This is a genomic window from Actinacidiphila oryziradicis (assembly GCF_005047355.1).
Classification (GTDB): Bacteria; Actinomycetota; Actinomycetes; order Streptomycetales; family Streptomycetaceae; genus Actinacidiphila; species Actinacidiphila oryziradicis.
Genome location: NZ_SUMC01000001.1, coordinates 374,962 through 400,893 on the forward strand (window position 1 = coordinate 374,962; position 25,932 = coordinate 400,893).

General features: G+C 70.2%; 28 protein-coding genes, 1 tRNA gene and 3 pseudogenes. 10 read left to right on the forward strand and 22 right to left on the reverse strand.

Going from position 1 to position 25,932, the window contains the following annotated elements:
* Positions 1–22: 22 nt before the first annotated feature.
* The gene (locus FCI23_RS01730) at positions 23–1,135 is read left to right on the forward strand and encodes an aminotransferase class V-fold PLP-dependent enzyme (RefSeq protein WP_136721598.1); all 1,113 of its coding nucleotides are present in this window, start codon (positions 23–25) and stop codon (positions 1,133–1,135) included.
* 285 nt (positions 1,136–1,420) lie between these two features.
* Here FCI23_RS01730 and FCI23_RS01735 read toward each other — a convergent pair whose 3' ends face one another.
* Genes FCI23_RS01735 through FCI23_RS01745 form a run of 3 tightly spaced genes read right to left on the reverse strand, consistent with a single transcriptional unit; the run spans position 1,421 to position 4,028 of the window.
* Positions 1,421–2,401 (reverse strand): ABC transporter ATP-binding protein, encoded by a 981-nt coding sequence (locus FCI23_RS01735; protein ID WP_136721599.1) that lies wholly within the window; start codon positions 2,399–2,401, stop codon positions 1,421–1,423.
* A 30-nt stretch (positions 2,402–2,431) separates the two neighbouring features.
* Complete coding sequence (locus FCI23_RS01740) at positions 2,432–3,199, reverse strand: ABC transporter permease (protein ID WP_136721723.1); 768 nt, start codon at positions 3,197–3,199, stop codon at positions 2,432–2,434.
* Positions 3,200–3,227: 28 nt separating this feature from the next.
* Positions 3,228–4,028 carry an ABC transporter permease gene (locus FCI23_RS01745; RefSeq protein ID WP_136721600.1) on the reverse strand — a complete coding sequence of 267 codons (801 nt, stop codon included), beginning with the start codon at positions 4,026–4,028 and terminating at the stop codon, positions 3,228–3,230.
* Positions 4,029–4,299: 271 nt separating this feature from the next.
* Between FCI23_RS01745 and FCI23_RS01750 the strand changes: the two genes are divergently transcribed.
* Complete coding sequence (locus FCI23_RS01750) at positions 4,300–6,534, forward strand: transglycosylase domain-containing protein (RefSeq protein ID WP_136721601.1); 2,235 nt, start codon at positions 4,300–4,302, stop codon at positions 6,532–6,534.
* A 53-nt stretch (positions 6,535–6,587) separates the two neighbouring features.
* On the opposite strand, the gene FCI23_RS01755 is transcribed toward FCI23_RS01750, so the two are convergent.
* Both FCI23_RS01755 and FCI23_RS01760 read right to left on the reverse strand, forming a co-directional pair.
* Positions 6,588–6,926: a GroES family chaperonin gene (locus FCI23_RS01755; protein ID WP_136721602.1), complete on the reverse strand. Its 339-nt coding sequence runs from the start codon at positions 6,924–6,926 to the stop codon at positions 6,588–6,590.
* 10 nt (positions 6,927–6,936) lie between these two features.
* Positions 6,937–7,260 (reverse strand): DUF3618 domain-containing protein, encoded by a 324-nt coding sequence (locus tag FCI23_RS01760; RefSeq protein WP_136721603.1) that lies wholly within the window; start codon positions 7,258–7,260, stop codon positions 6,937–6,939.
* Positions 7,261–7,372: 112 nt separating this feature from the next.
* Here FCI23_RS01760 and bcp point away from each other — a divergent pair, with 112 nt between their 5' ends.
* From bcp to FCI23_RS01775, 3 genes are all read left to right on the forward strand, one after another.
* A complete protein-coding gene (gene bcp / locus FCI23_RS01765) occupies positions 7,373–7,840 on the forward strand; it encodes a thioredoxin-dependent thiol peroxidase (RefSeq protein ID WP_136721604.1) in 468 nt (155 codons plus the stop codon).
* 421 nt (positions 7,841–8,261) lie between these two features.
* On the forward strand, positions 8,262–9,167 hold the full coding sequence (locus tag FCI23_RS01770) for a GNAT family N-acetyltransferase (RefSeq protein ID WP_136721605.1): 906 nt from the start codon (positions 8,262–8,264) through the stop codon (positions 9,165–9,167).
* 220 nt (positions 9,168–9,387) lie between these two features.
* Positions 9,388–9,461 (forward strand) — tRNA-Leu (locus tag FCI23_RS01775).
* Positions 9,462–9,506: 45 nt separating this feature from the next.
* Here the strand turns inward: FCI23_RS01775 and rdgB are convergent.
* The 10 genes from rdgB to clpS all read right to left on the reverse strand — a co-directional run bounded on the left by rdgB (position 9,507) and on the right by clpS (position 15,513).
* Positions 9,507–10,118 (reverse strand): RdgB/HAM1 family non-canonical purine NTP pyrophosphatase, encoded by a 612-nt coding sequence (gene rdgB, locus FCI23_RS01780; protein ID WP_136721606.1) that lies wholly within the window; start codon positions 10,116–10,118, stop codon positions 9,507–9,509.
* Positions 10,119–10,134: 16 nt separating this feature from the next.
* On the reverse strand, positions 10,135–10,527 hold the full coding sequence (locus FCI23_RS01785; RefSeq protein ID WP_136721607.1) for a hypothetical protein: 393 nt from the start codon (positions 10,525–10,527) through the stop codon (positions 10,135–10,137).
* Positions 10,528–10,585: 58 nt separating this feature from the next.
* Positions 10,586–11,326: a ribonuclease PH gene (rph, locus tag FCI23_RS01790; protein ID WP_136721608.1), complete on the reverse strand. Its 741-nt coding sequence runs from the start codon at positions 11,324–11,326 to the stop codon at positions 10,586–10,588.
* A gap of 102 nt (positions 11,327–11,428) precedes the next feature.
* Complete coding sequence (locus FCI23_RS01795; protein ID WP_136721609.1) at positions 11,429–12,181, reverse strand: MBL fold metallo-hydrolase; 753 nt, start codon at positions 12,179–12,181, stop codon at positions 11,429–11,431.
* Positions 12,182–12,732: 551 nt separating this feature from the next.
* Entirely contained in the window at positions 12,733–13,683 is a 951-nt protein-coding gene (locus FCI23_RS01800; RefSeq protein ID WP_136721610.1) for a PLP-dependent cysteine synthase family protein, read from the reverse strand.
* Entirely contained in the window at positions 13,683–13,961 is a 279-nt protein-coding gene (locus FCI23_RS01805) for a MoaD/ThiS family protein (RefSeq protein WP_136721611.1), read from the reverse strand. Before FCI23_RS01805 ends, FCI23_RS01800 begins: the two co-directional genes overlap by 1 nt.
* Before the next feature lie 57 nt (positions 13,962–14,018).
* Entirely contained in the window at positions 14,019–14,123 is a 105-nt protein-coding gene (locus tag FCI23_RS62970; protein ID WP_322973778.1) for a putative leader peptide, read from the reverse strand.
* A 58-nt stretch (positions 14,124–14,181) separates the two neighbouring features.
* Positions 14,182–14,607, reverse strand: coding sequence for a Mov34/MPN/PAD-1 family protein (locus tag FCI23_RS01810; RefSeq protein ID WP_136721612.1), 426 nt, complete (start codon positions 14,605–14,607; stop codon positions 14,182–14,184).
* Positions 14,608–14,665: 58 nt separating this feature from the next.
* Positions 14,666–15,202, reverse strand: coding sequence for a DUF2017 domain-containing protein (locus tag FCI23_RS01815; RefSeq protein ID WP_136721613.1), 537 nt, complete (start codon positions 15,200–15,202; stop codon positions 14,666–14,668).
* The gene (gene clpS / locus FCI23_RS01820) at positions 15,202–15,513 is read right to left on the reverse strand and encodes an ATP-dependent Clp protease adapter ClpS (RefSeq protein WP_136721614.1); all 312 of its coding nucleotides are present in this window, start codon (positions 15,511–15,513) and stop codon (positions 15,202–15,204) included. The genes FCI23_RS01815 and clpS overlap by 1 nt, the downstream gene beginning before the upstream one ends.
* 116 nt (positions 15,514–15,629) lie before the next feature.
* Here clpS and FCI23_RS01825 point away from each other — a divergent pair, with 116 nt between their 5' ends.
* Both FCI23_RS01825 and FCI23_RS01830 read left to right on the forward strand, forming a co-directional pair.
* The gene (locus FCI23_RS01825) at positions 15,630–16,961 is read left to right on the forward strand and encodes a nicotinate phosphoribosyltransferase (protein WP_136721615.1); all 1,332 of its coding nucleotides are present in this window, start codon (positions 15,630–15,632) and stop codon (positions 16,959–16,961) included.
* Positions 16,962–17,276: 315 nt separating this feature from the next.
* Positions 17,277–17,870 (forward strand): nicotinamidase, encoded by a 594-nt coding sequence (locus tag FCI23_RS01830; protein WP_136721616.1) that lies wholly within the window; start codon positions 17,277–17,279, stop codon positions 17,868–17,870.
* A 20-nt stretch (positions 17,871–17,890) separates the two neighbouring features.
* Here the strand turns inward: FCI23_RS01830 and FCI23_RS01835 are convergent, their stop codons facing one another.
* Together FCI23_RS01835 and FCI23_RS01840 are read right to left on the reverse strand one after the other, a co-directional pair.
* The gene (locus FCI23_RS01835; protein ID WP_136721617.1) at positions 17,891–18,208 is read right to left on the reverse strand and encodes a hypothetical protein; all 318 of its coding nucleotides are present in this window, start codon (positions 18,206–18,208) and stop codon (positions 17,891–17,893) included.
* A 127-nt stretch (positions 18,209–18,335) separates the two neighbouring features.
* A pseudogene (locus FCI23_RS01840) lies at positions 18,336–19,193 on the reverse strand (immune inhibitor A domain-containing protein); the annotation flags it as partial.
* A 511-nt stretch (positions 19,194–19,704) separates the two neighbouring features.
* Between FCI23_RS01840 and FCI23_RS01845 the strand changes: the two are divergent.
* Positions 19,705–19,992 (forward strand): hypothetical protein, encoded by a 288-nt coding sequence (locus FCI23_RS01845; RefSeq protein WP_136721619.1) that lies wholly within the window; start codon positions 19,705–19,707, stop codon positions 19,990–19,992.
* Positions 19,993–20,078: 86 nt separating this feature from the next.
* Here FCI23_RS01845 and FCI23_RS01850 read toward each other — a convergent pair whose 3' ends face one another.
* Both FCI23_RS01850 and FCI23_RS01855 read right to left on the reverse strand, forming a co-directional pair.
* The gene (locus FCI23_RS01850; protein ID WP_136721620.1) at positions 20,079–20,645 is read right to left on the reverse strand and encodes an RDD family protein; all 567 of its coding nucleotides are present in this window, start codon (positions 20,643–20,645) and stop codon (positions 20,079–20,081) included.
* 127 nt (positions 20,646–20,772) lie between these two features.
* Positions 20,773–21,972, reverse strand: a complete 1,200-nt coding sequence (locus FCI23_RS01855) for an RDD family protein (protein WP_136721621.1) — start codon at positions 21,970–21,972, stop codon at positions 20,773–20,775.
* Between the two features lie 308 nt (positions 21,973–22,280).
* Here FCI23_RS01855 and FCI23_RS01860 point away from each other — a divergent pair, with 308 nt between their 5' ends.
* Positions 22,281–22,754 (forward strand): SsgA family sporulation/cell division regulator, encoded by a 474-nt coding sequence (locus FCI23_RS01860; protein ID WP_136721622.1) that lies wholly within the window; start codon positions 22,281–22,283, stop codon positions 22,752–22,754.
* Between the two features lie 2 nt (positions 22,755–22,756).
* Here the strand turns inward: FCI23_RS01860 and FCI23_RS01865 are convergent, their stop codons facing one another.
* Together FCI23_RS01865 and FCI23_RS01870 are read right to left on the reverse strand one after the other, a co-directional pair.
* Positions 22,757–24,124 (reverse strand): FAD-binding oxidoreductase, encoded by a 1,368-nt coding sequence (locus tag FCI23_RS01865; protein WP_136721623.1) that lies wholly within the window; start codon positions 24,122–24,124, stop codon positions 22,757–22,759.
* A 204-nt stretch (positions 24,125–24,328) separates the two neighbouring features.
* Positions 24,329–24,700, reverse strand: a pseudogene (locus FCI23_RS01870) (VOC family protein); the annotation flags it as partial.
* A 123-nt stretch (positions 24,701–24,823) separates the two neighbouring features.
* Between FCI23_RS01870 and FCI23_RS01875 the strand changes: the two are divergent.
* Positions 24,824–25,087 (forward strand): annotated as a pseudogene (locus FCI23_RS01875) (glycine betaine ABC transporter substrate-binding protein); the annotation flags it as partial.
* On the opposite strand, the gene FCI23_RS01880 reads toward FCI23_RS01875, so the two are convergent.
* A complete protein-coding gene (locus FCI23_RS01880; RefSeq protein ID WP_136721624.1) occupies positions 25,084–25,872 on the reverse strand; it encodes a S16 family serine protease in 789 nt (262 codons plus the stop codon). The pseudogene FCI23_RS01875 and the gene FCI23_RS01880 sit on opposite strands and share 4 nt — an antisense overlap.
* Between the last annotated feature and the right edge of the window lie 60 nt (positions 25,873–25,932).

Below are 25,932 nucleotides of genomic sequence, written 5' to 3' on the forward strand. Positions count from 1 at the left end.
ATCAGCGGCACCATGGACGACCATGAACAACCACGGCCTGCCCGACTACGCCGGGCACTTCACCGAGCCCGAGGGCTATCTCGACTTCGCCCGCTACGGCCCGCCCTCCCGCGACGTCCTGACCGCCACCGCCGAGGCCCTGGCCGCCTCCGCCCACGCCGACCACACCACTGTCAACGACCTGATGCGCGCCGACCCCGCCGCCCGCGCCGCCGCCGCGCGCCTGACCGGCACGGCCCCCGACGGTGAACACGTAGTACTGCTGCCGAACGCCTCCACCGGCCTCTTCCACGCCGCGTTCGGGCTCGCCAAGGGCACCGTGCTCGTACCCTCCGGCGACTTCCCCGCCAACCACTACCCCTGGCGCCGCACCGCCGCCCTCGGCCGGGCCGTCCCCCGCTGGCTGGACGGCCGGCCCACCCCCGAAGCGATCCGCGCTGCCCTCACCGACGACGTCAGCGCCGTATCGCTCAGCGCGGTCGACTTCCGTACGGGCTACCGCGCCGATCTAGCCGCGATCCGCGAGGTCATCGGCGACCGGCTCCTCATCGTCGACGCCATCCAGGGCTTCGGCATCGCCGACCTCCCGTGGCCCGCGGCCGACGTGATCGTCACCGGCGGCCAGAAATGGCTACGGGCCAGCTGGGGCACCGGGTTCGCCGCCCTCTCCGACCGTGCGCTCGAACGCCTGCAGCCCACCCTCACCGGCTGGACCGGCATCGAGGACGTCGCCCTCTTCGACGACCGCGAGCACCCGGTCGCGCCCGGCGCGGCACGCTGGAGCATCACCAACCTCAGCCCCGTCGCCGCGGCCGCCCTCGCCGCCGCCCTCGAACTCGTCGAGCGGGTCGGCGTCCCCGCCATCGAGGACCGTGTCGCCACCCGCATCGACCAGCTCACCGACACCCTCCGCGCTCATGGCGGCGAGATCCTCTCCCCGCTCGCCCGGCACGAACGCGCCGGGATCCTCTCCTTCCGCCTTCCGGACACCGATCCCGCCCACGTCGCCAAGGCCCTCCACGAGCACGGGGTCACCCCATCGGTGCGGGCCGACTCCGTCCGCTTGTCCGCGCACGCCTCCACGACCCGCGCGGCGGTCGACCGGGTGCACGCGGCCCTACGTTCGCTGCGCTGAGCCCCCGGTGCAGGTGCCGGGCCTGCGGCGCTTTTCCCCACCCCGCCCCTTCCTGGCTGCGGCCGATATGCGGCTGGCGCCGCGTGGGGGGCTCCGTCCCCAGACCCGCCCTCTACGCCCTGGCGGGCGTGGGAGGGACCCCCAAGTCCCCAAACGCCGGACGGGCTGGATTTGGCCGACGTTGTGGGCAGGCGTGCCACAGGGCGATGGGGGCACCTCCCATGCCCTTAAGGCTATGGGGGAGAGTGGGCACAACGCCGACCACCGGCCCGCACCTGGCGTCCGTCACCCCTGCCGGGCTACCGGCAAACGCTCGCCGCCGTACATGCGCGCGATCACCTCCTCGATCGCCGGCTCCCGGACCGACAGGTCCACCAGCGGAAACCGCGCCGCCACCTCCGCCACCACCGGCGCCGCGCTCGCCGTCGCCGGAAACGCCAGCCACTGCCTCGGCCCGTCCACCCGTACGCAGCGCACGCCGGCCACCGCAACCGGCGGCAGCTCCCGCTCGAAGTCGACCACCAGCGTCCGTTCGCTCTCGCCCACCGCGTGCAGGCCCTCCAACCCGCCGTCGTACATCAGCTTGCCGTGGTCGATGACCATGACCCGCTTGCAGAGCTGCTCGATGTCCGTCAGGTCATGCGTGGTGAGCAGCACAGTCATCCCCTGCTCCGCGTTCACCGTCTGCAGGAACTCGCGCACCTTCGCCTTGCTCACCACGTCCAGCCCGATCGTCGGCTCGTCGAGATACAGCACCTCGGGATCGTGCAGCAGCGCCGCCGCGATGTCCCCGCGCATCCGCTGTCCCAGCGACAGCTGCCGTACCGGGACCTCCAGCAGCGGCCCGAGATCCAGCAGGTCGACGCACCGGGCGAGGTTCTTCTTGAACCGGGCGTCCTCTACCCGGTACATCCGCCGCACCAGCTGGTACGAGTCCCGCAGCGGCAGGTCCCACCACAAGGTGGTCCGCTGTCCGAACACCACCCCGATCCGCCGCGCCAGCCGGGTGCGCTCCCTGGACGGGTCGATCCCGGCGACCCTCAGCCGCCCGCCGCTCGGCGTCAGGATGCCGGTCAGCATCTTGATCGTTGTCGACTTCCCGGCGCCGTTCGGCCCGATGTAGCCGACCATCTCGCCCCTCGGCACGGTGAAGGAGATGCCGTCCACCGCCCGCACCTGCTTCCGCTCGCGCCGGAACAGCCCCGCCCTGCGCCGTACGTCGAAGACCTTCTCGACCCCGTCCAGTTCAATGATCACGTCGCCCACGCCAACTCCCTCTCAGCCCTCTCAGCCCGCTCAGCTCCCCGTACTCCGGTACGACCTCAGTCCCACCCGCCACGCCACCCCCGCCAGCGCACAGCACCCGGCCGCCACCACCGGCGAGGCGAAGTCCACCCACCCCGGCAGACCCAGCGGGTCCGGGCGGCCCAGGATCCGCAGCGCGGGCATCCAGTTCACAAAGGCCAGCGGGACCACGAAAGTCACCCCGCGCACCAGTTCCTTGCCGAAGACCGAAGGCGGGTACTGGAGCACCGTGTTGCCTCCGTACGTGAAGGAGTTCTGCAGCTCCGAGGCATCACTGGCCCAGAACTGGAAGGCGGCCCCGATGACGAACACCGCCGAGAAGATGGCCGCCCCGCTGAGCAGCATCACCGGCATCAGCAGTACCTTCACCGGCGTCCACTCGATCTCCAGGTGCGCCATCGACCACCCCAGCACCAGCGCCCCCTGGCTGATCCGCCCCAGCCGCCGCAGCGCGAACTTGTCGGCGGCCGCCTGGGCCAGCACCGGCACCGGCCGTACCAGCAGCGTGTCGAGCGTGCCGTCCCGCACCCTGTGACCGAGGCGGTCCATATTGCCCATCACCAGGTCCGCGATGCCGAACGCGGCACTCGTCGTGCCGTACAGGAAACCCACCTCGGCGAGGGTGTACCCGCCCAGCGTCCGCACCTGCGAGAACATCAGCAGGATGACGACAAAGTCGAAGACGGTCGCCATGAAGTTGCCCAGCGCCGTCATCACGAAGGACGCCCGGTAGGTCATCGTCGACCGCACCCACATCATGGCGATCAGCCCGTAGGCCCGGATCCCCTCAACCACCCTGCACCACCACCCTCCGGGTCGCGGCCGACTGGAACAGCCGCCCGGCGCCGAGCAGCACCACCGCCCACCCGGCCTGGAACACCAGCGCCGTCACCAGGCCGGCCCCGGTGCGCCGCCCGAGAAAAATGTCCGCCGGGACCTGGAGCAACGCCGACCACGGCAGCGCGCGGGCCAGCTCACCGAGCCACCCGGGGAAGACCGTCAGCGGCAGCAGCAACCCGGAGAAGAACATCCCCGACAGAAACGCGATCTGGGCCACCCCGGCCCCGTCCATCAGCCAGAAGGCACTGAGCGCCACCAGAAAACGGATCGCGAAGCTGACCACGACCCCCAGCACCACCGACACCAGGAAGAAAAGCCAGGTCAGCGCCCCGGTCGGCAGCGTCAGATCAAAAGCGAGCGCGCCGCACACCATCGGCACCACACCCCGCCCCAGCAGATGGAAGGCCGCCCGGCCCAGATCCGCGGCCAGCCACCACAGCTGGAGATCCGCCGGCCGGTAGAGGTCGATCGCCACATCGCCGGTGCGGATCCGCTCGACCATCTCGTCCTCGAACCCGCCGCCCATCATCACCATCGTCATGAGCATCGCCTGGCTGATCCACACGAACGTCAGCGCCTGCGACTCGGTGTAGCCGCCCAGGTGCGGGCGCTGGCTCCACAGCGCGATGTAGGTGTACGCCACGATGAAGCCGAAGACCGTGTTGGTGAACACACCCGCGACCGTCGCCACCCGATATGTCGCATAACGCCGGAAGCCGCTCACCGCCACGGCCGCGTACAACCGCATCCCCCCGACTCCCCTTCCCGTCCCTGGCCCGAGCACAAGTGCACGAGCCTAGCGACACCCACAGGAACCCTGCCAGCGGTTTTTCACTCTCAAGGGTGCGGAAGTCGGCCATCCAGCCTGTCACAGACTTGTCACAGATGCGCGCCGTTGACCCCATTTAGGCGATTGATGGAAAAGTATCCGTCAGGGTCGCAGTGGTCGCAGTGCACGATTGGCCCAGGATGTTCCGTCGCGGTACAAGCCCGGCGGCGGCGGAGGAGTCCCTACAGACATGAGCAGCAGCAACGCGTCTTCCGGCTGGTCGCCGTCGGCGGGCGGCCGCAATCCCAGGCGCACCGGCCTTCGCCGACTGTTCCCCACCTGGCGGATGACCGCTGGCGGGATCCTGCTGCTCCTCCTGGTGCTGAGCGCTCTGTTCATCGCCGGCTACCTGCTGGTCAAGATCCCCAGCGCCAACGCCGGTGCCATCGCGCAGAGCAACGTCTACCTCTACTCCGACGGCTCCCAGCTCGCCCGCGACGGCCAGGTCAACCGCGAGATCGTCCCCCTCAGCCAGGTCTCCAAGACCGCCCAGCGCGCCACGTTCGCCGCCGAGGACCGGAATTTCTACCACGAGTCCGCAGTCAGCCCCAAGGCCATGCTCCGCGCCGCCTGGAACACCGCCTCCGGCAAGGGCACCCAGTCCGGCTCCACCATCACCCAGCAGTACGTGAAGAACTACTACCTCGACCAGGACCAGACAGCGACCCGCAAGGTCAAGGAATTCTTCATCGCTCTCAAACTGGACCGCAACAAGACCAAGGCCCAGATCCTTGAGGGCTATCTCAACACCAGCTACTACGGCCGAAACGCCTACGGCATCCAGGCCGCCGCCCAGGCTTACTTCAACACGGACGCCAACAAGCTGAACACCGCGCAGGGCGCCTACCTCGCCACCCTTCTCAACGCCCCCAGCGAGTACGACGTCATCGCCCACCCGGAGAACAAGGCCGCCGCCCAGGCCCGCTGGGACTACGTCATGGACGGCATGGTCAAGGAGCGCTGGCTCACCGCCACCGAGCGCCGGGCCACCAAGTTCCCCGCCGTCGACAAGGCCAAGGGCGACACCAGCATGTCCGGCCAGCGCGGCTACCTCGTCGAGGCCGTCAAGACCTACCTCTCCGACAACAAGATCGTCGACGAGGAGACCCTGCGCAGCGGCGGCTACCGCATCACCACCAGCATCGACAAGAACAAGGAGAAGGACTTCGTCAACGCCGCCAAGAACCAGCTCCTGAACACGCTGAACCCCAAGGCCCGCAAGGTCGACAGTTACGTCCGGGCCGGCGGCGCCTCCATCGACCCCAACACCGGCCAGGTTGTCGCCATGTACGGCGGCATCGACTACACCAAGCAGTACGTCAACAACGCCACCCGCCGTGACTACCAGGTCGGCTCCACCTTCAAGCCGTTCATCTTCGCCTCCGCCGTCCAGAACGGCTCCACCACCCAGGACGGCCGCAAGATCACCCCGTACACGGTCTACAACGGGACCAACAAGCGGGAGGTCGTCGGCTTGAGCGGCCCCACCGGCTACGCACCGGCCAATGAGGACGACGTCTCCTACGGGTCCATCACCGCCACCAGTGCCATGGACAAGTCCGTGAACGCCGTCTACGCCCAGATGGCCCAGGACGTCGGCCCGGCCAAGGTCAAGGCGACCGCTGTCGCCCTCGGCCTCCCCTCCGACACGCCCGACCTGACCACCAACCCGTCCATGGCCCTCGGCACCGCCACCGCCAGCCCCCTCGACATGGCCCAGGCGTACGCGACCCTCGCCAACCACGGCAGGTACACCCCGTACACCCTGGTGGTGAAGATCACCAAGAACGGCCACGCGCTCACCCTCCCCCAGCGCACCGCCAAGCAGGTCGTCTCGCGTGAGGCCGCCGACACCACCACCTCGATCCTCCGCTCGGTCGTCAACGGCGGCACCGCCACCGCGGCCCAGGCCTCCGGGGTCCCCTCCGCCGGAAAAACCGGCACCATGGAGCAGGACAAAGCCGCCTGGTTCGCCGGCTACACCCCGAACCTCGCCAGCGTCGTCGCCGTCATGGGCCAGGACTCCAACACCGGCAAGCAGGAGCCCCTGTACGGCACCACCGGCCTCGCCCGCGTCAACGGCGGCGGCTACCCCACCCAGATCTGGGCCGCCTACACCGCCGACGCCCTCAGCGGCCAGTCCGCCCAGAACTTCGACCTCAGCCTCGAACAGGGCGCCTCCGCTCCCCCGGCCACCACCCACGCCCCCCAGACCAGCGCCCCGCCCACCACCACCGCCCCGGACACCACCGCCCCGCCCGTCACCACGACGGCCCCGGACACCACCGCCCCGCCGCCGGACACCACCGCGCCCCCCGCCACCACCGTCCCGCCCACCGAGAGCACCGTCGGCGGCACGGATGCCGGTGCCGGCGCCGGCGGGGCCACGACGGGCGGCGACACGCCCGGCGTACCAGGGCAATAAGAGGTGGGCTGCGGCCAGAACCTCGGCCACAGCCCACCTCTGCAGGTAAAGCCCTACAAGTACAGGCCCGTCGAATCCTTCGACCCCTCCAGCCGCTCCGACGCGACCGCGTGCAGGTCCCTCTCGCGCATCAGCACATACGCGACCGCCCGCACCTCGACCTCCGCCCGGTCCTCAGGGTCGTACAGCACCCGGTCCCCGACCTCCACCGTCCGCACGTTCTGGCCGACCGCGACCACCTCGGCCCAGGCCAGCCGCCTGCCGACGGCCGCCGTCGCCGGGATGAGAATCCCGCCGCCGGAGCGGCGCTCGCCCTCAGGAGTCTCGGACCGCACCAGCACGCGGTCGTGCAGCATGCGGATGGGCAGCTTGTCATGCGTATTCGAACTCACAACTACGACGTTACCGGCGCCGCCGCCGCACCGAGAGTCCGGCCACCACAACCACCAGCGCCACCGCCCCCACCGCGACCGGCACAATCCGCTCCAGCCGCGGTGCCCCGTCCTCCGTCACGAACTGGTTCCGCACATCCGTCAGCGCCCGGTTCACCGCCACGTACGCCTGCCCGGCGGTGCGGTCCACCGCGGACGCCACCTTCGCCTTCGCGTCCCGCGCGACCGTCTTCGGGTGCACCCGTACGGCGATCTCGTCCAGCGTCGCCTCGAGATCCTTCCGCCTGGCGGCGATGTCCGCCTCGATCTGAGCGGGCGTCCTGCCTTCCGACACCGCGGTTCCTCCCTCACTCAATCCCAACCGGTAACGTGCGAACAGTCTGTCAGCCCGTCCGACCGCACGCCCGTCGGCACCCCGCCAACGACCGCAACGAGGAGTCCCCCCCATGTCCGCCCGCCTCCAGCCCGGCGACCCGGCCCCCGCATTCACCCTCCCGGACGCCGACGGCACCCCCGTCTCGCTCGCCGACCACGCCGGCCGCAAGGTCATCGTCTACTTCTTCCCCGCCGCACTCACCCCCGGCTGCACCAAGCAGGCCAGCGACTTCACCGACAGCCTGGAGCTGCTGGCCGGCGCCGGTTACGACGTCATCGGCGTCTCACCCGACAAGCCGGAGAAGCTCGCCAAGTTCCGCGAGAAGGAGTCACTGAAGGTCACCCTCCTGGGCGACCCGGAGAAAAAAGTCCTGTCGGCCTACGGCGCCTTCGGCGAGAAGCAGCTCTACGGCAAGACCGTCACCGGCGTCATCCGCTCCACCGTCGTCGTCGGCGAGGACGGCAACATCGAGCAGGCCTGGTACAACGTCAAAGCCACCGGCCATGTCGCCAAGCTCATCAAGGACCTCAAGATCTGATCCCTTGCCGCTCCCGGACCGCAAAGACTTCTCCGCGAAGAAGTCTTTGCGGTTCACAGTGCTGCGCAGCCTCTCCGTCGGCGCCTCATGGACCGCCTGCCCGGCAACATGTTCATCGCCCCGGACCCCACGTCCGACAGCGCACGGCCACGGCTGACCGGCCTCATCGACCACAAGCGGGCCTTCTGCGGTGACCCGGCCGCCGACCTCGTCTCCCCGTCTTCGGCAGGCCCACCTGCCGCAACATGCTCGACCCTTGTGTAACCGCCCTCCGGGCCCGCCAATAACCCCTTGTCGTCAGGGCATTGGAATGGCTACGTTCTCGGGGTCGTCGACAAGGAGGTGTGCGACACATGCGCACGAATGCCCAGCAGCCGAACCAGGGTCCTGCCACCTTTCCGCCCCTGACGACGGAGTCACCTTGTCCATCCGCATCACCCCACTGACCGACCCCGAACGCGGATCCGCCGGCCACCGCCTGGCGTGGCTGGCCTCCGACCCGGACGGAATCCCCGTCGGGTCCGCCTTCCTGCGCCTGTTCACCCGGCCCGGGCAGCACCACCTCGCCGAGCTGGAACTCAACGTCCACCCGGCCGAGCGCCGCCACGGCGCCAGCTCCCGCCTCCTGGACGCGGCCATAACCGCCGCCCGCGACGACGACCGGCGCGCCATCCTCACCCAGGCCCGGCCCGACTCCCCCGGCGACCGGTTCCTGCGCACCCGGGGCTTCCGCGAAGTCCTCGCCCTCACCTACGCCCGACTGCCGTTGGCCGAGGCGGACATCGCCACCCTCACCAAGATCACCGAACAACCGCACCCCGGCTACCAGCTGGCCTCCTGGGACGGCACCGTCCCCGACACCCTCGCCCAGACCTTCGCCGCCTCCCGCCGCGCCATGGACGACATGCCCATGGACGACACCGACTACCCCACCGTGACCTGGGACGTCGACCGCGTCCGGGCCGCGGCCGAGGCCGTCGAAAAACGCGGCGACCTCCTCCACACCGTCGTCGCCATCGACACCTCAGACGGCTCGATCGCCGGCTTCACCGAACTGGTCGTCCCCGGAAGCAGCAAGGGCGACGCCCAGCACTACGGCACCGGCGTCCTCCCCCACCACCGCGGCCACGGCCTCGGCCACTGGATGAAAGCCGAGACGATCCGCCAGGCCCGCCAACGCCACCCCGGCCTGGACGGCCTGCTCACCGACACCGCCGACAGCAACCCGTACATGCGACGCATCAACGACGCACTCGGCTACGCGCCGACCCACAAAACCGTCGAGTACCAGCTCGACCTCCAGGACCTGACGAGGACGACCACATGACGCCATACCAGCTCCCGGCCTGACCGGCCTGCCTCGCCCTCTCCCCCCATCCGGCGTAACCATCACCCGGTCGCCTCGGACCGGTTGGACAATCGGATCGAGAACCTGCGGTAACTGTGCCCGTCGTGCCACAGCCAGACGGGAACGTTCGCAGGTCGCGACCCACGAGCGGCTATCCCCTCGCAACGACGCTCCGGTACCCGGTAAGGTTGACGGGCACGGGCCCGTACCCCAGCGGCTAGAGGGAATTCGTTTAGGGCGAATCTGTCGTGAGTTCGAATCTCACCGGGCCTACGCCAAGGGCGTGACACCTCCAAGGTGTCACGCCCTTCACCGTTGTCAGCCCAGCAGCTCGCGCACCACCGGCACCAGCGCCCGGAAGGCGTTGCCCCGGTGGCTGATGGCGTTCTTCTCGTCCGGAGTGAGCTCGGCGCAGGTGCGAGTGTCGCCCAGGGGCTGGAGGATCGGGTCGTAGCCGAAGCCGCCGTCGCCGACCGGGGTGTGCCGGAGGGTGCCGAGGAGCTGGGCCTCGACGACGCGTTCGGTGCCGTCGGGGAGGGCGAGGGCGGCGGCGCAGGCGAAGTGGGCACCGCGGTGGGCGTCGTCGATGTCGGAGAGCTGGGCGAGCAGGAGTTCCAGGTTGGCGCGGTCGTGGCCGTGGGTGCCGGACCAGCGGGCGGAGAAGATGCCGGGGGCGCCGCCGAGGACGTCGACGCAGAGGCCGGAGTCGTCAGCGATGGCGGGGAGGCCGGTGGCGTGGGCCAGGGCGTGGGCCTTCAGCAGGGCGTTGGCGGCGAAGGTGGTGCCGGTTTCCTTGACGTCGGGGACGTCGGGGTAGGCGTCGGCGCCGACGAGGTCCACGTCGAGACCGGCCGAGGCGAGGATGGCGTGGAGCTCGGTGATCTTGTGGGCGTTGCGGGTGGCGAGCACAAGGCGGGGGCGGGTGGTCATGAGCTGATTATCCCGGTCAGCCGGGGGCGCAGACCTTGGTGAGTGCGCCGGCGGCGTACGCCACGGGGGTCACATCGGGGACGGTGCCGTTGTCGGCGGCGGTCCGGGCGTTCCGGACGGCTTTCTGGAGCTCGTCGACGGCTTTGCTCACGTCCGCGCCGCTGGTCTTCTCGCCGAGGTTCTTGAGGTCCTGGGAGATCCGGTCGAGGGCGGTGGCGGCGTCCTGGGGGCTGTTTCCGGCGTTGCCGACGACGTTCTGCAGGTCTTGGACGTCCCTGGCGACCGTGGCGGCGGTCTGGGCGCAGTCGAGGGCTTTGTCGACGGCGCCGGCGCTGCAGCCGACGAGCGCTGCGGTGCTGAGACCGGCGGCGGCGAGGGCGACGCCGAGGCGGGTGCGTGATGGGTACATGCCTCTACACACGCACCGCGCGTCGGGCGAGTTGCCTCAGGGCTGCCCCAGGCCTAAGTCAGGCCTGGGTGAGGTCGGCCAGGGCGGTGCGTTGGATGGCGTCGAGGTCGGCGCATCCGGCGACGGCGAGGTCGAGGAGGGAGTTGAGCTCCTTGCGGTCGAAGGGCTGGCCTTCGGCGGTGCCCTGGACCTCGACGAAGCGGCCGTCGCCGGTGCAGACGACGTTCATGTCGGTTTCGGCGCGTACGTCTTCCTCGTAGGCGAGGTCGAGGAGGGGGACGCCGTCGACGATGCCGACGCTGACGGCGGCGACGGTGCCGGTGAGGGGTACGGCCTTGGCTCGGATGATCTTCTTCTCGCGCTGCATCCAGGTGACGGCGTCCGCGAGGGCGACGTACGCGCCGGTGATGGCGGCGGTGCGGGTGCCGCCGTCGGCCTGGAGGACGTCGCAGTCCAGGACGATGGTGTTCTCGCCGAGGGCCTTGTAGTCGATGACGGCGCGGAGCGAGCGGCCGATGAGGCGGGAGATCTCGTGCGTACGGCCGCCGATCTTGCCGCGGACGGATTCACGGTCGGTGCGGTCGTTGGTGGCGCGGGGCAGCATGGAGTACTCGGCGGTGACCCATCCCTGGCCGCTGCCGCGGCGCCAGCGGGGGACGCCTTCCGTTGCGCTGGCGGTGACCAGGACGCGGGTGTCGCCGAAGGAGACCAGGACGGATCCTTCGGCGTGCTTGCTCCAGCGGCGCTGGATGGTGACCGGGCGGAGCTGTTCGGGGGTGCGGCCGTCGATGCGAGACATGGCGTCGAGCCTAGCCGTATTTGGCGGGCCGTCGCTGCGGTGGCCGCCTGGACATGAGAGAGGCCGGAGCCGCTTACGGCTCCGGCCTGCCAGGACCAGGGTTCAGAGCTCGTAGACCGCGCCTGGCCTGGCGATCTCGACAAGGCCGTCGAAGACCGCGCGGGCGTCTTTGAGGTTGGTGTTGGGGTCGGTCCACGGCGGGATGTGGGTCAGCACGAGGCGGCCGGCCCCGGCCCGGTCGGCGTACTCGCCGGCCTCCCGGCCGTTGAGGTGCAGCTCGGGGATGTCTTCCTTGCCGTGCGTGAAGGACGCTTCGCAGAGGAAGAGGTCCGCCCCGTACGCCAGGCCCTGGAGCGAGTCGCAGGGGCCGGTGTCGCCGGAGTAGGTGAGCACCTTGCCGGCTTGTTCGATGCGGAAGCCGTAGGCCTCGACCGGGTGGGTGACCAGGCCGGCCGCCACCGCGAAGGGGCCGACGCGGAAGCTGCCGGGGACGAGGGTGCGGAAGTCGAACACCTCGCTCATGCATTTCTCGTCGGGCAGGTCGCCGTAGGCCCGGGCGAGGCGGCCTTCGGTGCCTTCGGGACCGTAGACGGGGAGGGCGGCGGGGATGCCGCCGTCGTGGCGGTAGTAGCGGGCGACGAAGTAGGCGAGCATGTCGATGCAGTGGTCGGCGTGGAGATGGCTGAGCAGTACGGCATCCAGGTCGTACAGGCCGATGTGGCGCTGCAACTCGCCAAGGGCGCCATTGCCCATGTCGAGAAGCAGCCGGAAGCCGTCGGCCTCTACGAGGTAGCTCGAGCAGGCCGATTCCGCGGACGGGAACGACCCCGAGCAGCCGACGACGGTCAGCTTCATGTGCAGGAACCTCCGTGGTTTTGTCCGGGGGTCTTGCGGCGGGCGTGGCTGTTGTGAAGTGTGAGGAATGGCCGGGGAACCGCCCGCCATGTGCCCGAGGGTAAGGCGCGGCGCGATCGCCTGCTCCTTCCCCGGGCTTCGTTGTGGGCGGAATCACCAGTAAGTGGCGCTGCGCTGGGCCGGGCTGGGCAATGTCGCGGTCTGACGGCCGGCCGGTGAGTCGCTGCCTGCGGCGCCGGGTGAGGATCCGGGCGCTCGTGAGGCGTGTCGTCAAAGGGGTCGCGGGCAGGGCGGCCGCTTTGACGACACGTTTGACGACAGAGCTTAGGCCTTAGGCCCTAAGAGCCTGTCGGGTGACCTTCGATCGGAGAGCGGACGCGGTCTGGTGCGTGCGATTCCAAGGCGCCGGGATGTCCTCGATCGGGGTCCCCCCCTGCTCGAGCGAAGCCGAGAGCTTGGGGGAGGAGCTACTAGGGCATTTCGGCAACGCGGGAAGCGTGCGTGCCAGGGCGTGGCCGCCCGATCAGAGGTCACCCGACAGGCTCTGAGCCCTAGGCCCAGAGTTGGCCGTGCAGTGCCGCGACCGCGGCTTCGGTGGACTCGGCGTTGTAGATGCCGGTGGAGAGGTATTTCCAGCCGCCGTCGGCCACGACGAAGACGATGTCGGCGCATCGGCCGGCCCGGAGGGCTTTGTTGGCGACGCCGAGGGCGGCGTGCAGGGCGGCGCCGGTGGAGATGCCGGCGAAGATGCCTTCTTCGCGGAGGAGCTCGCGGGTGCGGCGGACGGAGTCCTCGGAGCCGACGGAGAAGCGGGTGGTGAGGACGGTCTCGTCGTAGAGCTCGGGGACGAAGCCTTCGTCGAGGTTGCGGAGGCCGTAGACGACGTCGTCGTAGCGGGGCTCGGCGGCGACGATCTGGATGCCGGGGAGTTTCTCCCGCAGGAAACGGCCGACGCCCATCAGCGTGCCGGTGGTGCCGAGGCCGGCGACGAAGTGGGTGATGGAGGGGAGGTCGGCGAGGATCTCGGGGCCGGTGGTGGCGTAGTGGGCGCCGGCGTTGTCGGGGTTGCCGTACTGGTAGAGCATGACCCAGTCGGGGTGCTGGGCGGAGAGCTCTTTTGCCATGCGGACGGCGGTGTTGGAGCCTCCGGCGGCCGGGGAGGGGATGATTTCGGCGCCCCACATGGCGAGGAGTTGGCGGCGCTCGACGGAGGTGTTCTCGGGCATGACGCAGACGATGCGGTAGCCCTTGAGCCTGGCGGCCATGGCGAGCGAGATGCCGGTGTTGCCGGAGGTGGGTTCGAGGATGGTGCAGCCGGGGGTGAGCCGGCCGTCGCGCTCGGCCTGTTCGATCATATGGAGGGCCGGGCGGTCCTTGACGGAGCCGGTGGGGTTGCGGTCCTCGAGCTTGGCCCAGACGCTGACCTCGTCCGAGGGGGACAGGCGCGGCAGCCGTACGAGGGGTGTGTTGCCGACGGCTGCCAGCGGGCTGTCGTACCGCATCAGCGCATGCCGCCGGCGACAGCCGGGAGGATCGTGACGGAGTCGCCGTCGTTGAGCTTGGTGGCGATGCCGTCGAGGAAGCGGACGTCCTCGTCGTTGAGGTAGACGTTGATGAAGCGGCGGAGCCCGGTGCCGTCGACGATGCGCTCGCGGATACCGGTGTGGCGGGTGTCGAGGTCGGCGAAGAGTTCGTCGAGGGTGGCTCCGGCGCCTTCGACGGCCTTCTGGCCATCGGTGTAGGGGCGGAGGATGGTCGGGATGCGGACCTCGATGGCCATGCGGGGGCTCCAGTGAGTGTGTCGTACGTCAGACAAGGATGCGCGTCGGCAGCGGGCTCAAGGGCGCGGACATGCCGCGCCGGCGAGGCGGCACAGGTCGACGTGCAGCCGCGCCACGAGCAGTGTGCCCGGCGCCTTCGCGCTTACGTCGTGGAAAACCATGGGGTCATCGTATCGATTCCCTCCGGTAGGCCGAGACCGCCGTCCCATGATGCGGACGTCAGGCGTAGGAGGCGACGGTGCGGACCTCTTCCTCCGTCACCCGGCCGTCCACGATGCGGAACGAACGGAACTGGAAGGGGCCGGCGCCGTCGTGGTCGGCGGTGGATACCAGCACGTAGTGGGCGCCGGGTTCGTTGGCGTAGCCGATGTCGGTGCGCGAGGGGTATGCCTCGGTGGCGGTGTGGGAGTGGTAGATGACGACGGGCTCTTCGTCGTGGTCGTCCATCTCGCGGTAGAGCTTCAGCAGGTCCGTGGAGTCGAACTCGTAAAAGGTGGGCGAGCGGGCGGCGTTGAGCATCGGGATGTGCCGCTCGGGCCGGTCGGTGCCGGCGGGGCCGGCGATGACGCCGCATGCTTCGTCGGGGTGGTCGGCGCGGGCGTGGGCGACGATCGCGTCGTGCAGTTCCTGGGTGAGCGTGAGCATGAGGTCCAGGATATGGGCGGCCCGCCGGCCCTGTGGTGGCGGGCCGCCCCGGGGTGGCTCATTTCATGAGGGCCTCGACGAGCGACTCCTGGAGCCCGCCCAGCCACAGGTAAGCCATCACCATCGGTTTGCGCGGGTCGGAGTCCGGGAGCCGGTACAGCTCGTTGTCGTCCTCGGTGACCTCCAGCCGCGTTCCTATGGTGAGCCGCAGGTCGTTGAGGGCGCCGAGCCACCGCTGGGCCTCGTCGACGGTCAGCTTGACCACCGGGCCGCCGCTGTCGAGCGACCGGACCACGGCGAGCGCGTCGTCGCGTTTGCGGGTGCGCAGGTCGTTCTCGGTGAAGCGGCGGAATTCGGCGGAGTAGGCGTCGTCCTCGTAGGCGTCGGGGAAGAGTCGCGCCAGCGCCGGGTCGGCGGGCGGCTTGCTCGGGCCCTCGGCGAAGAGCTCGGCGAGGGGGTCGTCGGACTGCGGCTCCTTGCCCGGGCCGATCAGCTCCAGGAGCTGCACGGCCAGGCTGCGGAGGATGGAGATCTCGACCTCGTCCAGCGCGATGGCGGCACCGTCGCCGGGCACGGCCTGGAAGTACCCGGTCATCAGCGGTCCTGCTGCAGGGTGGCCCACAGTCCGTAACCGTGCATCGCCTGCACGTCGCGCTCCATCTCCTCGCGGGTGCCGCTGGAGACCACGGCCCGGCCTTTGTGGTGGACGTCCATCATGAGTCGGGTCGCCTTGTCCTTCGGATATCCGAAGTACGTCTGGAAGACGTACGCCACATAGCTCATGAGATTGACGGGGTCGTTGTGCACGATCGTCACCCAGGGGACGTCTGGAGCGGGTACCGCCGAGGGCGTTTCACTCTGCTCGGTGCGTTCGATCTCTACAGGGGCGACGCTCACGGGTCCCATGCTCCCACTTACCCCGCGTCAGGGCGAAACCGGTGGCGGGGGCGGCGATCGAGGACAACAGCACATCGGCAGCGAGATCTCGTCAACGTGACGACATCTCGGGTAGCATCCTCGGCATGAGCGCTGCAGACCTTGGGCTGCCGGTGGCCGTCCCGTCCACCGCCCTGTTCACCGACCGGTACGAGCTGACGATGCTGCAGGCCGCACTGCGCAGCGGGGCGGCGCACCGGCGTTCGGTGTTCGAGGTGTTCACCCGACGGCTGCCGGAGGGCCGCCGGTACGGCGTGGTCGCCGGGACCGGCCGGGTGCTGGACGCGGTGGAGAACTTCCGGTTCGACGACACCATGCTGGAATTCCTGGCGCGGGAGCGGGTGGTGGACGAGCCGACGCTGGAGTGGCTGGCCGGCTACCGCTTCCGGGGCGACATCCACGGCTATCCCGAGGGCGAGGTGTACTTCCCCGGCTCGCCGATCCTCCAGGTGGAGAGCACCTTCGCGGAGGCGGTGCTGCTGGAGACGGTCGTCCTGTCGATCCTCAACCACGACTCGGCGATCGCGGCGGCCGCGTCCCGGATGGCGGTGGCGGCGGGCGGCCGGCCGCTGATGGAGATGGGGGCGCGGCGCACCCATGAGCTGGCGGCGGTGGCGGCCTCGCGGGCGGCGTTTGTGGGCGGTTTCGAGTCGACGTCGAACCTGGCGGCGGGCTTCCGCTACGGGCTGCCGACGATCGGTACCAGCGCGCACGCCTTCACCCTGCTCCACGACACCGAGCGCGAGGCGTTCACCGCGCAGGTGGAGGCGCTGGGGCGGGGCACGACGCTGCTGGTGGACACGTACAACGTCGAGGAGGCGGTCCGCACCGCTGTGGAGATCGCCGGGCCGGAGCTGGGCTCGGTCCGGATCGACTCGGGGGACCTGCTGCTGCTCGCGCACCGGGTGCGGCAGCAGCTGGACGATCTGGGGGCGAAGAACACGAGGATCGTGGTGACGTCGGATCTGGACGAGTACGCGATCGCCTCGCTCGCGGCGGCGCCGGTGGACGCGTACGGCGTGGGTACGTCGCTGGTGACGGGCAGCGGGCACCCGACCTGCTCGATGGTCTACAAGCTGGTGGCGCGGGCCACGGCGAATGGCGCGGACGCGCCGCTCGTACCGGTGGCGAAGAAGTCCCTGGGCGGCAAGACCAGCATCGGCGGCCGCAAGTGGGCGGCGCGGCGGCTGGACGCGGACGGGGTCGCCGAGGCCGAGGTGATCGGCACCGGCGGCGAGGTGCCGGAGGAGCTGGCGGGGCAGCAGCTGCTGGTGCCGCTGGTGCGGGGCGGGGAGATCGTGGCGAGGGAGCCGATGGAGGCCGCGCGGCAGCGGCACGTCGCCGCTCGCGCGGGGCTGCCGTTGTCTGCGACGCAGCTGTCGCGGGGGGAGCCGGTGCTGCCGACGGAGTACCACTAGGGTGCCTGCGGCGCCGAAACTGGGGCTCCGCCCCAGACCCCAGGTCCTCAAACGCCGGGCGGGCTGGGGTATACCACCGTTGTGGGCAGGCGTGCCGCAGGGACGAGCGAAGCGAGATGGGCGCACCTCCTGGAGGCACCTCCCGGCCGAAGGCTGGGGGAGGTAGCTGGGGGATTCCAGGGGCGCGGCCCCCCACGCGGCGCCAGCCGCATATCGGACGCAGCAGGGAAGGGGCGGGGTAGGGAAAGCGCCGCAGGCATCCGGTCCGCCGGACCTACGATCAATGACCGTCAGCTATCGGAAGGGCGAACCGCGATGCACCGCGCACTGATCGTCGTAGACGTGCAGAACGACTTCTGCGAGGGCGGCAGCCTGGCGGTCACCGGCGGCGCCGGTGTCGCCGCCGCCATCACCGATCTCGTCGGGCAGTCTCCTGCCGGCTACCGCCATGTCGTCGCCACCCGGGATCACCACATATCTCCCGGTGACCACTTCGCGGAGCACCCCGACTACGCGCACTCCTGGCCGGCGCACTGCGTCGCCGGGACGGCGGGCGCCGGCTTCCATCCGAACTTCGCGCCCGCCGTCGCCTCCGGGGCGGTCGACGCCGTCTTCGACAAGGGCGCCTACGCGGCGGCGTACAGCGGCTTCGAAGGCGCCGACGAGACCGGCACCGGGCTGGCGCAGTGGCTTCGCGCCCGTGGTGTGACGGAGGTGGACGTGGTGGGCATAGCCACCGATCACTGCGTGCGCGCCACGGCTCTGGACGCGGTCCGGGAGGGCTTTCGCACCCATGTCCTGCTGGATCTGACGGCGGGCGTGGCCGCCGGGACCACCGAGCGTGCCCTGGTGGAGCTGCGCGAGGCCGGCGCCGAGCTCACCGGCAAGCCGGTCGTCGCGGGAGGCTAGGGGCGTCACCCTGCGGGTTGTCAGGTCCGCATCTGCTCGCGCAGCAGAGCGGCGATGGGCTGCCAGGGATCGGCGTCGGTCGCGGCGGCGGGGCGCCAGATCAGGCCGTCCGGGTGGTGGAGGACAGCGGTGATCTCGTCCGGGGTGGGTGGCTCGGAGTTGCCGGAGAGGCGGGCGCCGCGGAAGCCGAGATTGCGGAGCCGGGTGAGGGCACGCTGGCGGTTCTGGGCGTGGATGATGAAGCGGATGTCGGGGCCCTGAGCCGTGCCGGGGCTGGGCAGTCGTAGTGCGACGACGACATTGCCGCCGGGGAGCCGGATGAATCCACCGCTTGCCATAAGCACATGATCCGGGTGTCCGGCCCCCGCCCGCCAGGGGGCGAGGGCCGAACCGGTCGCTTCGGGCCGATTCAGAGCGGCACAGACCGCTTCGGATCACTTCTGGAGTGTTTAAGATCACTTCGGATCACTTCGTGGACTTGCCGACCTGGACGATGATGTCGCTGCCGTCCCGGGCCTCCCACAGGATCTTGATGCGGGTGTTGGTGTCGGACACCTGCACACCGCCGGTGGGATTCGACCCAGGGTAGTAATACCTACCCCTGTGGTCGTCGAAGACCGGGTTGCCGGGCTTGCTCTTGATCTTCGCGGCGACACCGTCCTTGTGCAGGGTGACGGCGTCGGTGCGGGAGAGCGAGAAGGGCGAGTCGTACGACTGGTAGCGGTTGCGCATCACTGTGCCGTCCGACCAGGTCTCCGGCACGGCGTGCGCGTCGATCGGCAGGATCTCGCCGGAGCCCGGGTGGACGCTGGTGTTGTTGTCCGTCCGGGAGGTGTCCCAGAGCGAGATCAGCAGGCCGTTCTGGTACGGGAAGTGCTCGACCCAGTTCGGCCTGGTGCTGCTGAACCCGAAGTTGTACGGGCCGACCGCCAGCGTCTTGTCGTAGGAGACGTACTGCCGGTTCTCGGCGATGTAGTACTGCGGGTACTCATCGGAGAACGACGCTCCGACGCGCGAGAAGCCGCCCGTCGTCCAGCCGTTGTCGCCGTCCTCGGCACCATCGGTGACCAGGGCGGATCCATCGGCGGTGAGGGTGATCGCGTCCGCCGTGAAGCCCTTCTGGGCGACGCCGCCGTCGGTCTGGTAGCGGAAGCGCAGCTTCACCGGCTGCCCGGCGTAGGCGTCCAGCGGGTAGACCAGGTCTTGGTAGGCGTCGACGGTGCCGGTCAGGGCCGGCTTGCCGCTGCCGTCGCGGGGGACGGGGCTGCCGCCGGTGGTGCCGTCGAGCGGGGTCCAGGTGGAGCCGCCGTCGGCGGACACCTCGGGTTGTGTTCGACCACTTGCGCTTTGGCGGGGTCCTGTCGCACGACGCCGGCGACGGTGTGGGACTGGGCGGCCGCAGCCGTCGACGCGGGTAGCGCGGTGGCGCCGAGCGCGGCTATCGCCACGGCCAGAGCGGCGGGTCTGATGGCCCTCCGGTGACTCTTCACGATGTCTTGACCTCCCTTGGGTGAAGCCATTGCACCGAAGTGACGAAAGAAAAGACAGATATTGACTTGGGCATGACGAGCAACTACGGTGAGCGGCCACCCTGTTACGGACAGCGGACGCCGTTTGGCATGTCCCGTCCGGCAGTTGAGACGTCGGTGATCGCCGTGCGACCCCATGCGCCCCCTGTGCTTCAGCGGCCCTCGGCCCCAGGGTTAGGTCACGCTTACCGGCCATTCCGTTCGGGCATGCCCGAACATAGAGTCTTTGACGGCGCGCCACGCATGAAAAACGGGCCTACCCCAGGTCCGAACCCAATCGACATATTCGAGGACGGACCCCCGCCATGCCGCGTCCTACCCCCGCCCAACTCGTTTATGGTTCTGCGACCGTGGTCCTCTCCACGCTCGCGATGCTGCTGCTCTCCGAGGTGCGCTCCGGCGCCGGCGTTGTCATCATCGCCGCCGCCGGACTACTCCTCGGCGTGCTGGTCGCAGTGAGCGTAACGATTCCTCTCACCGCCCGGCCCAAGTCCCGCACGTCCGCCACCTCCGTGAGCCCCCCTGCCGCCCCCGGACCAATGCCACCACCGCGGGCCCGGCCGCGCGTACGCGAGCACTCACTGCGCCGCTGACCGTACGACTCGTACCGCCGGCACTACGGAAGGCCCCGGGACCCAAGTCGCTTCTTGGGTCCCGGGGCCTTCGCCGATGCCGGATGTCAGACGGCCCGGACCACGACCGTCCGGCCCGCCTTGTCGTGCAGACACTGGTGGTACGGCTTGTCCCACAGGCACCACAACACATTGACCAGCCAGAAGATCGAGCCACAGCACGGCACGAGCGGCACCAGCGAATATGTCGCCTCCCGCTTCAGCGCCACCTGCGAGGTCGGCGTCGAGCCGTCCGCGAGCATCGCCACTCGCAGGTGCATCAGCTTCTTGCCGAGGCTCTGGCCGCTCCGGGTCAGGAGCACCACCTGGTATCCCAGATACACCACCGCGTAGATCAGCGACTGACCGTATGTCTCAGCCGCGTTGGCCATGTCGTACCGGCCCCACGCCAGGCCCGTGAGGCCGTACACCGGGATACCGACGATCAGAGCGTCCACGATCCGCGCCACCAAGCGCTTGCCCCGGTTCCCCAACGGCGGCATCCCCGCCAGCGGATCCGCCACAGGCGGCGCCGGGGCGCCGTACGGGCTGCCTCCGTACTCACCGTGGGGTGGCGGCTTCGCGAACGGATCCTCGGGCCCGCCGGTGGCCGGCGGCGGCTGATCGTTGCTCATAGGCCGAGTGAAACCCGGGCGGAGTCGGTGCGCCTCCGGCGCGACCCGTTCGGGGGACGAGGCATCTGCGGCGGCCCCTACGGCCGGCTACGGCTCAGCGGCGCCGCAGGTCGGAGGGGCGGGAAGGTCAGCCGGACTTCGCCACGAAGGTCCTCGCCGCCTTGTCGTGCCAGCACTGCCGCCAGGGACGGTCGACGACGCACCACGCCAGGCCGACGACACCGATCACCAGAGCGTCCAGGACAGTTCGGGTCAGCCAGCGGCGCAGGGCGGGGCCGAAGTCGGGCTCGTACTGGGACTCGATGTCCAGCACGCGCAGCCCGAGCAGTTTCTTGCCCAGGGTGCGGCCCCACCTGACCGTCGGCAGCACCTCGTAGAGGAGGCCGGTGACGAGGACAACGGCCGCGATGATGCCGAACTGCACACCTGTCGTGCCGTCGACCAGCCAGACCGTGACCGTCTCGCCGGTCCGGCGCGCCTGGTCCATCTTGTCCTGGATGTGGTTGTACGCCGCCGAGCCCAGCGGCACCGCGGCGATGGAGACGACGGCGGCCACGACGACGGAGTCGATCAGCCGCGCCACGAGGCGCTTGCCCAGTGCGGCCGGGCGCGCCTGCTGCTGCGCCGCGGCGAGGAAGGGGTCGTGCGCGACGGGCTTCCACGGGACGGGGGGCCCGGAGCGGGAGGGGTCCTGCCGGGCGAGGTCGCGGACCTGCTGCGGCCACGGCAGAGGCCCGCCCGCCGCCTGCGCCGAAGCGGGTGCGGGCGCCGGTGCGGCGGCCCGGGCGGTCGGCACAGCGGGCGAGGCGGTACCGGGGCCGGAGACGGTGGCGGCACCCGGCGCGGGGGCGGGGGCGGGGGCGGGGGACAGTTCGGGGGCGCCCCAGGAAATCCGGGGCCGGTCGGCGCCGAAGCCGGACTGGCGGCCGGAGTCGGCGTTCCAGGCCCGCGCGGAGTCCGGAGCAGGGGCAGGGCCCGCACCCGGGGCAGGGGCGGCCGGGGCCGCGGGCACCCCGGACTCGGCGACGGGCACGCCGTGCTCGGCGACCGGGGCGTACGGGTCCTCGTCGAGATACATGGGCCCGGATTCGTCGACAGCCGGGACCCGCGGCGCCGGGGGCCGGGCCGGCGGCGGGGCCGGGGGCAGGGCCGCCGGGGGCAGGGGGACCGGCGCGGGGGCGGCGGCCACGCCGGGCGGGAGGCCGGTCTCCTCACCCGGAGGAGGGGCGGGGCGGCTCGTGCCGGGCACCCAGGCGGAGCCGTTCCAGAACCGGATGTAGCCCGGAATGGACGGGTCCGGATAGTAGCCCGGGGTAGGGATGCTCATCGTCCGTAGGTCCCGTATCTGCTCGGCCTGCCTGTGGTGCGCGTACGCGCGTGTGACGTCCACATCTACCAGACCCGCGGACCGGCCGGGCCCGGCGCGGGCAGGCGTCACCTTCCCGCGCGCCGCAAGCTTTCTGTCTACCTCTTCGGCGCCCCCTTTGAACCGGCTTCGGCAAAACCCGCCCCGCCCGCCGGAAGTCGCGTAATGGTGTGGACTGTATGCGCTCTCTCCCGGTGCGGGCCCTATGCAGCACCCGCCGCGCAGCAGGGGCTAGGGGCCGACGCGCCGAGGAAGGGACGACGTCTCTCATGCACACCGTGGTGGAACGCGAACTGGAACTCAATCTCGTGGTCTCCCCCGAGCGCAGCATCGCCGTACCGGCGAAGCTGATCTACCGCTCGGACGATCCGTTCGCCGTGCACATCACCTTTCACCTGGGGTCGGACTCGCCGGTGAACTGGACGTTCGCGCGTGAGCTGCTGGTGGAGGGGGTGTTCCGGCCGTGCGGGCACGGGGATGTACGGATCTGGCCCACGAAGATCGACGGGCAGAGCGTGATCTGCATGGCCCTGAGTTCCCCGGACGGCAACGCGCTGCTGGAGGCGTCGGCGACGCCGGTGGCGGAGTGGCTGGAGCACACGCTCCGCGCCGTACCGCCGGGGACGGAGGGCGATGAGCTGTCGCTGGACGACGGGCTGGCCGATCTGCTGGCCACCACGTCCCGCGACGAGCCATGGCTACGGGATCCGTGGCGGCAGGGGGACGAATCGCCCGAGGCGTAGGCTCAGAAGAGCTTGCCCGGGTTGAGCAGCCCCAGCGGGTCGAAGACCTGCTTCACGCCACGCTGCAATTCCACGCCGACCGGGCCGAGCTCCCTGGCCAGCCACTCCTTCTTCAGTACGCCGACGCCGTGCTCCCCGGTGATCGTGCCGCCCAGCGCCAGGCCGAGCGCCATGATCTCGTCGAACGACTCCCGGGCCCGCCGGGACTCGTCCGGGTCGCCGGCGTCGAAGCAGACCACGGGGTGGGTGTTGCCGTCCCCGGCGTGCGCGCACACCCCGATCGTCAGGTCGAACTTCGCCGCGATGGCCGCGACGCCCTCCAGCATCGCCCCGAGCGCGCTGCGCGGCACGCACACATCGTCGATCATCGTCGCCGTTGACACCAGTTCCAACGCGGGCAGCGCCAGCCGGCGCGCCTGGAGGAGCAGTTCGGACTCGGCGGTGTCCTCGGCCGGGACCACCTGCGTGGCACCCGCCGCCGTACACACTTTGCCCAGCGCCGCCAGATCCGCGGCCGGGTCGTGGCTGTCGAAGGCCGCCAGCAGCAGGGCCTCCGTCGACTCCGGCAGGCCCATCCGGGCCATCTTGTTCACGGCCCGGACCGTCGTGCCGTCCATCAGCTCCAGCAGCGACGGCGCGTGACCTCCCGCCATGATCGCGCACACCGCCTCGCAGGCCGCCGCCGCCGACGGGAACTCCGCCACCAGCGCCAGCTGCTCCGGCGGCGCCGGTTTCAGCGCCAGCACCGCCCGTACGACAATGCCCAGGCTGCCCTCCGAGCCCACGAACAGCCGGGTCAGGTCGTACCCCGCGACGCCCTTCGCTGTGCGCCGCCCGGTCTTCAGCAGCCGGCCGTCCGCCAGCACGACCTCCAGCCCCAGCACATACTCGGCGGTCACCCCGTACTTCACACAGCACAGACCGCCCGAGCCGGTGCCGATATTGCCGCCGATCGTGCACTGTTCCCAGCTCGACGGGTCCGGCGGATAGCACAGCCCCAGCTCCCCCACCGCCCGCGACAGCACCGCGTTCACGACCCCGGGCTCCACGACCGCGATCCGGTTGACCGGATCGATCTCCAGGATCCGGTCCATCCGGGTGAGGGACAGCACTATGCACCCGTCCGAGGCGTTCGCCGCGCCCGACAGTCCCGTCCGCGCCCCCTGCGGCACCACGGGCACCTGTAGCGCCGTCGCCGTGCGCATGACGTGCTGCACCTGCTCCACGGTGCGTGGCAGAACAACCACCGCCGGGGCACCGGAGGGGCAGAAGCCCGCCATGTCGTGTCCGTACGAGGTCGTCACATCCGGGTCGGTAATTACGGCCTCGCCGGGGAGCCCGGCACGCAGCTGCTCGATCAGATCGCCCATGTGTCCAGCCTCGCACTGTGCCCGTCCTCGGGGAAGACGTGGACACCGGCTTCCCGCTCACACCCGAACAAAGTTCGACATAACCTCACCGACAAGGCACCCGCCTTCCGGGCGGGCCCGACCGCGTAGAGCTCCCGGCGGGCGAAAGGCGCCGGGCCGCGCTTCTCCCCCGCGGAGGCGCGGCCCGACGCCGGCACTTGGCGATCAGAGGTTGCCGCGGCGCTCCTGTTCCGCGCTCGATCGCTTCGAAGAGGGCTTTGAAGCTGCCCTTGCCCAAGCCCATCGAACCGTGCCGGTCAATCATTTCGAAGAAGACTGTCGGGCGATCCTGGACAGGCTTCGTGAAGGTCTGAAGCAGGTAGCCGTCTTCGTCCCGATCCGCGAGGATCATGATGTCCGCAGAGTGCCGACGGGGACCCGGGTCTCGCCGGCCCACTCCCCCAGCGGGTCGCACTACGAGTCCGGGGTGTCGAGGAATTCGACGCCGGACGCCCGCGTGGCGCGGACGGTGGCGACGATGTCGTTGGTCACGAGGGCGATGTGCTGGACGCCGGGAGCGCCGTAGAACTCCGGGTACCGAACTCGGCGTGCTCGCGGGCGTCGGGGACCTCGGAATGCGCTCCCGGCGCCGCGGCGGACGACGGTGCAGGCGCGTCTTGACCGGTTGCGGGCCAATGGGGTGATCCGGGGGTTCGGGCCGACAAGAAGTTCTTCCCGAACTACGACGCGGCGCCCGCGATCAACAGCAAGGCGCTGGCGAAGTGGCCCGCCATCGCGGGGCTGCTGAACCCGATCTCGAAAAAGCTGACGACCCAGGTCGCGCGGGAGCTCAACGGGCAGGTCGACGTTGAGGGGGACGACCCGCATGAGGTCGCCAAGCGGTGGCTGATCCAGCAGGGCTTCATCAAGAACCCGGGCAACCAGGCCCTGTCCGGCGGGAGGCCGCCTGCGACGCCGCCCTAGCAGCTGGGCACCTTGCCACCGCCGTCCAGCGCCTTCAGCACCCCGATCGCCCCGTCAAGCGTCGTCACCGGCACCAACCGCAACCCGGACGGCAGCTCAGCCGTGGCGTCCGAGCACTCACCCTTCGGCACCAGAAAAACCGTCGCCCCATCCCGCTTGGCCGCCTGCTCCTTCAGCGGCACACCGCCCACCGCGCCAACCACGCCACCAGCGCTTATCGTCCCCGTACCGGCGATACGGCGGCCGCCGGTCAGATCGCCGCCGCTGCCGTTGCCGTCGATCTTGTCGATGATGCCGAGGGTGAACATCAGGCCGGCGCTCGGGCCGCCGACGTCCGCCAGTGTGAGGGTGACCTTGACCTTGGAGGACGACAGCCCGAGGTGCCCCAGTGCGGCCACCGTCGCCGCGTCCTGCGACTGGGTCATCTCCTGCTGGTTCTGCTGCTCGATCTCCTTGACGGAGCCGCCCGACGGGTACACCGCTTCCCGGGGCATCACCGCCTCGTCCTTCGCGAACCAGGCCTTCACCGCCTGGGACAGCCGGATCGTCGCGTCGGGCTGGGTCGCCGCGATGGTGACCATCCGCAGCTGGCCGGAGGTCTTCCGCACCTTGGTGCCGCTGATCGTGATCACCGGTGTGCCGTTGCGGGCGCCCAGGACGTCCGCGGTCAGACCGGGTACGGCAATCGAGAGCGGCAGCGGTGCGAGCGCGGCGACCGCCAGCAGGGCGGCGACGAGCACGGCGCAGACCGCGAGGACCCGGCTCCGGGCGGAGGCGAATGGCATGGAGTGAATCTAGTTCACGCGCGGAGCCACTGCCGCCCCGGCCTGCGCACGGGCGCGACG

Bases quoted from the DNA above. Each gene is read 5' to 3' on its own strand.
- FCI23_RS01730 (WP_136721598.1), top strand. From the start codon at position 23: ATGAACAACCACGGCCTGCCCGACTACGCCGGGCACTTCACCGAGCCC.
- FCI23_RS01740 (WP_136721723.1), bottom strand. From the start codon at position 3,199: ATGATGTGGGTGCGGTCGACGATGACCTACCGGGCGTCCTTCGTGATG.
- FCI23_RS01745 (WP_136721600.1), bottom strand. From the start codon at position 4,028: ATGCGGTTGTACGCGGCCGTGGCGGTGAGCGGCTTCCGGCGTTATGCG.
- FCI23_RS01750 (WP_136721601.1), top strand. From the start codon at position 4,300: ATGAGCAGCAGCAACGCGTCTTCCGGCTGGTCGCCGTCGGCGGGCGGC.
- bcp (WP_136721604.1), top strand. From the start codon at position 7,373: ATGTCCGCCCGCCTCCAGCCCGGCGACCCGGCCCCCGCATTCACCCTC.
- rdgB (WP_136721606.1), bottom strand. From the start codon at position 10,118: ATGACCACCCGCCCCCGCCTTGTGCTCGCCACCCGCAACGCCCACAAG.
- FCI23_RS01785 (WP_136721607.1), bottom strand. From the start codon at position 10,527: ATGTACCCATCACGCACCCGCCTCGGCGTCGCCCTCGCCGCCGCCGGT.
- rph (WP_136721608.1), bottom strand. From the start codon at position 11,326: ATGTCTCGCATCGACGGCCGCACCCCCGAACAGCTCCGCCCGGTCACC.
- FCI23_RS01795 (WP_136721609.1), bottom strand. From the start codon at position 12,181: ATGAAGCTGACCGTCGTCGGCTGCTCGGGGTCGTTCCCGTCCGCGGAA.
- FCI23_RS01800 (WP_136721610.1), bottom strand. From the start codon at position 13,683: ATGCGGTACGACAGCCCGCTGGCAGCCGTCGGCAACACACCCCTCGTA.
- FCI23_RS01805 (WP_136721611.1), bottom strand. From the start codon at position 13,961: ATGGCCATCGAGGTCCGCATCCCGACCATCCTCCGCCCCTACACCGAT.
- FCI23_RS62970 (WP_322973778.1), bottom strand. From the start codon at position 14,123: ATGGTTTTCCACGACGTAAGCGCGAAGGCGCCGGGCACACTGCTCGTG.
- FCI23_RS01810 (WP_136721612.1), bottom strand. From the start codon at position 14,607: ATGCTCACGCTCACCCAGGAACTGCACGACGCGATCGTCGCCCACGCC.
- FCI23_RS01815 (WP_136721613.1), bottom strand. From the start codon at position 15,202: ATGACCGGGTACTTCCAGGCCGTGCCCGGCGACGGTGCCGCCATCGCG.
- clpS (WP_136721614.1), bottom strand. From the start codon at position 15,513: ATGGGACCCGTGAGCGTCGCCCCTGTAGAGATCGAACGCACCGAGCAG.
- FCI23_RS01825 (WP_136721615.1), top strand. From the start codon at position 15,630: ATGAGCGCTGCAGACCTTGGGCTGCCGGTGGCCGTCCCGTCCACCGCC.
- FCI23_RS01830 (WP_136721616.1), top strand. From the start codon at position 17,277: ATGCACCGCGCACTGATCGTCGTAGACGTGCAGAACGACTTCTGCGAG.
- FCI23_RS01835 (WP_136721617.1), bottom strand. From the start codon at position 18,208: ATGGCAAGCGGTGGATTCATCCGGCTCCCCGGCGGCAATGTCGTCGTC.
- FCI23_RS01845 (WP_136721619.1), top strand. From the start codon at position 19,705: ATGCCGCGTCCTACCCCCGCCCAACTCGTTTATGGTTCTGCGACCGTG.
- FCI23_RS01850 (WP_136721620.1), bottom strand. From the start codon at position 20,645: ATGAGCAACGATCAGCCGCCGCCGGCCACCGGCGGGCCCGAGGATCCG.
- FCI23_RS01855 (WP_136721621.1), bottom strand. From the start codon at position 21,972: ATGAGCATCCCTACCCCGGGCTACTATCCGGACCCGTCCATTCCGGGC.
- FCI23_RS01860 (WP_136721622.1), top strand. From the start codon at position 22,281: ATGCACACCGTGGTGGAACGCGAACTGGAACTCAATCTCGTGGTCTCC.
- FCI23_RS01865 (WP_136721623.1), bottom strand. From the start codon at position 24,124: ATGGGCGATCTGATCGAGCAGCTGCGTGCCGGGCTCCCCGGCGAGGCC.
- FCI23_RS01880 (WP_136721624.1), bottom strand. From the start codon at position 25,872: ATGCCATTCGCCTCCGCCCGGAGCCGGGTCCTCGCGGTCTGCGCCGTG.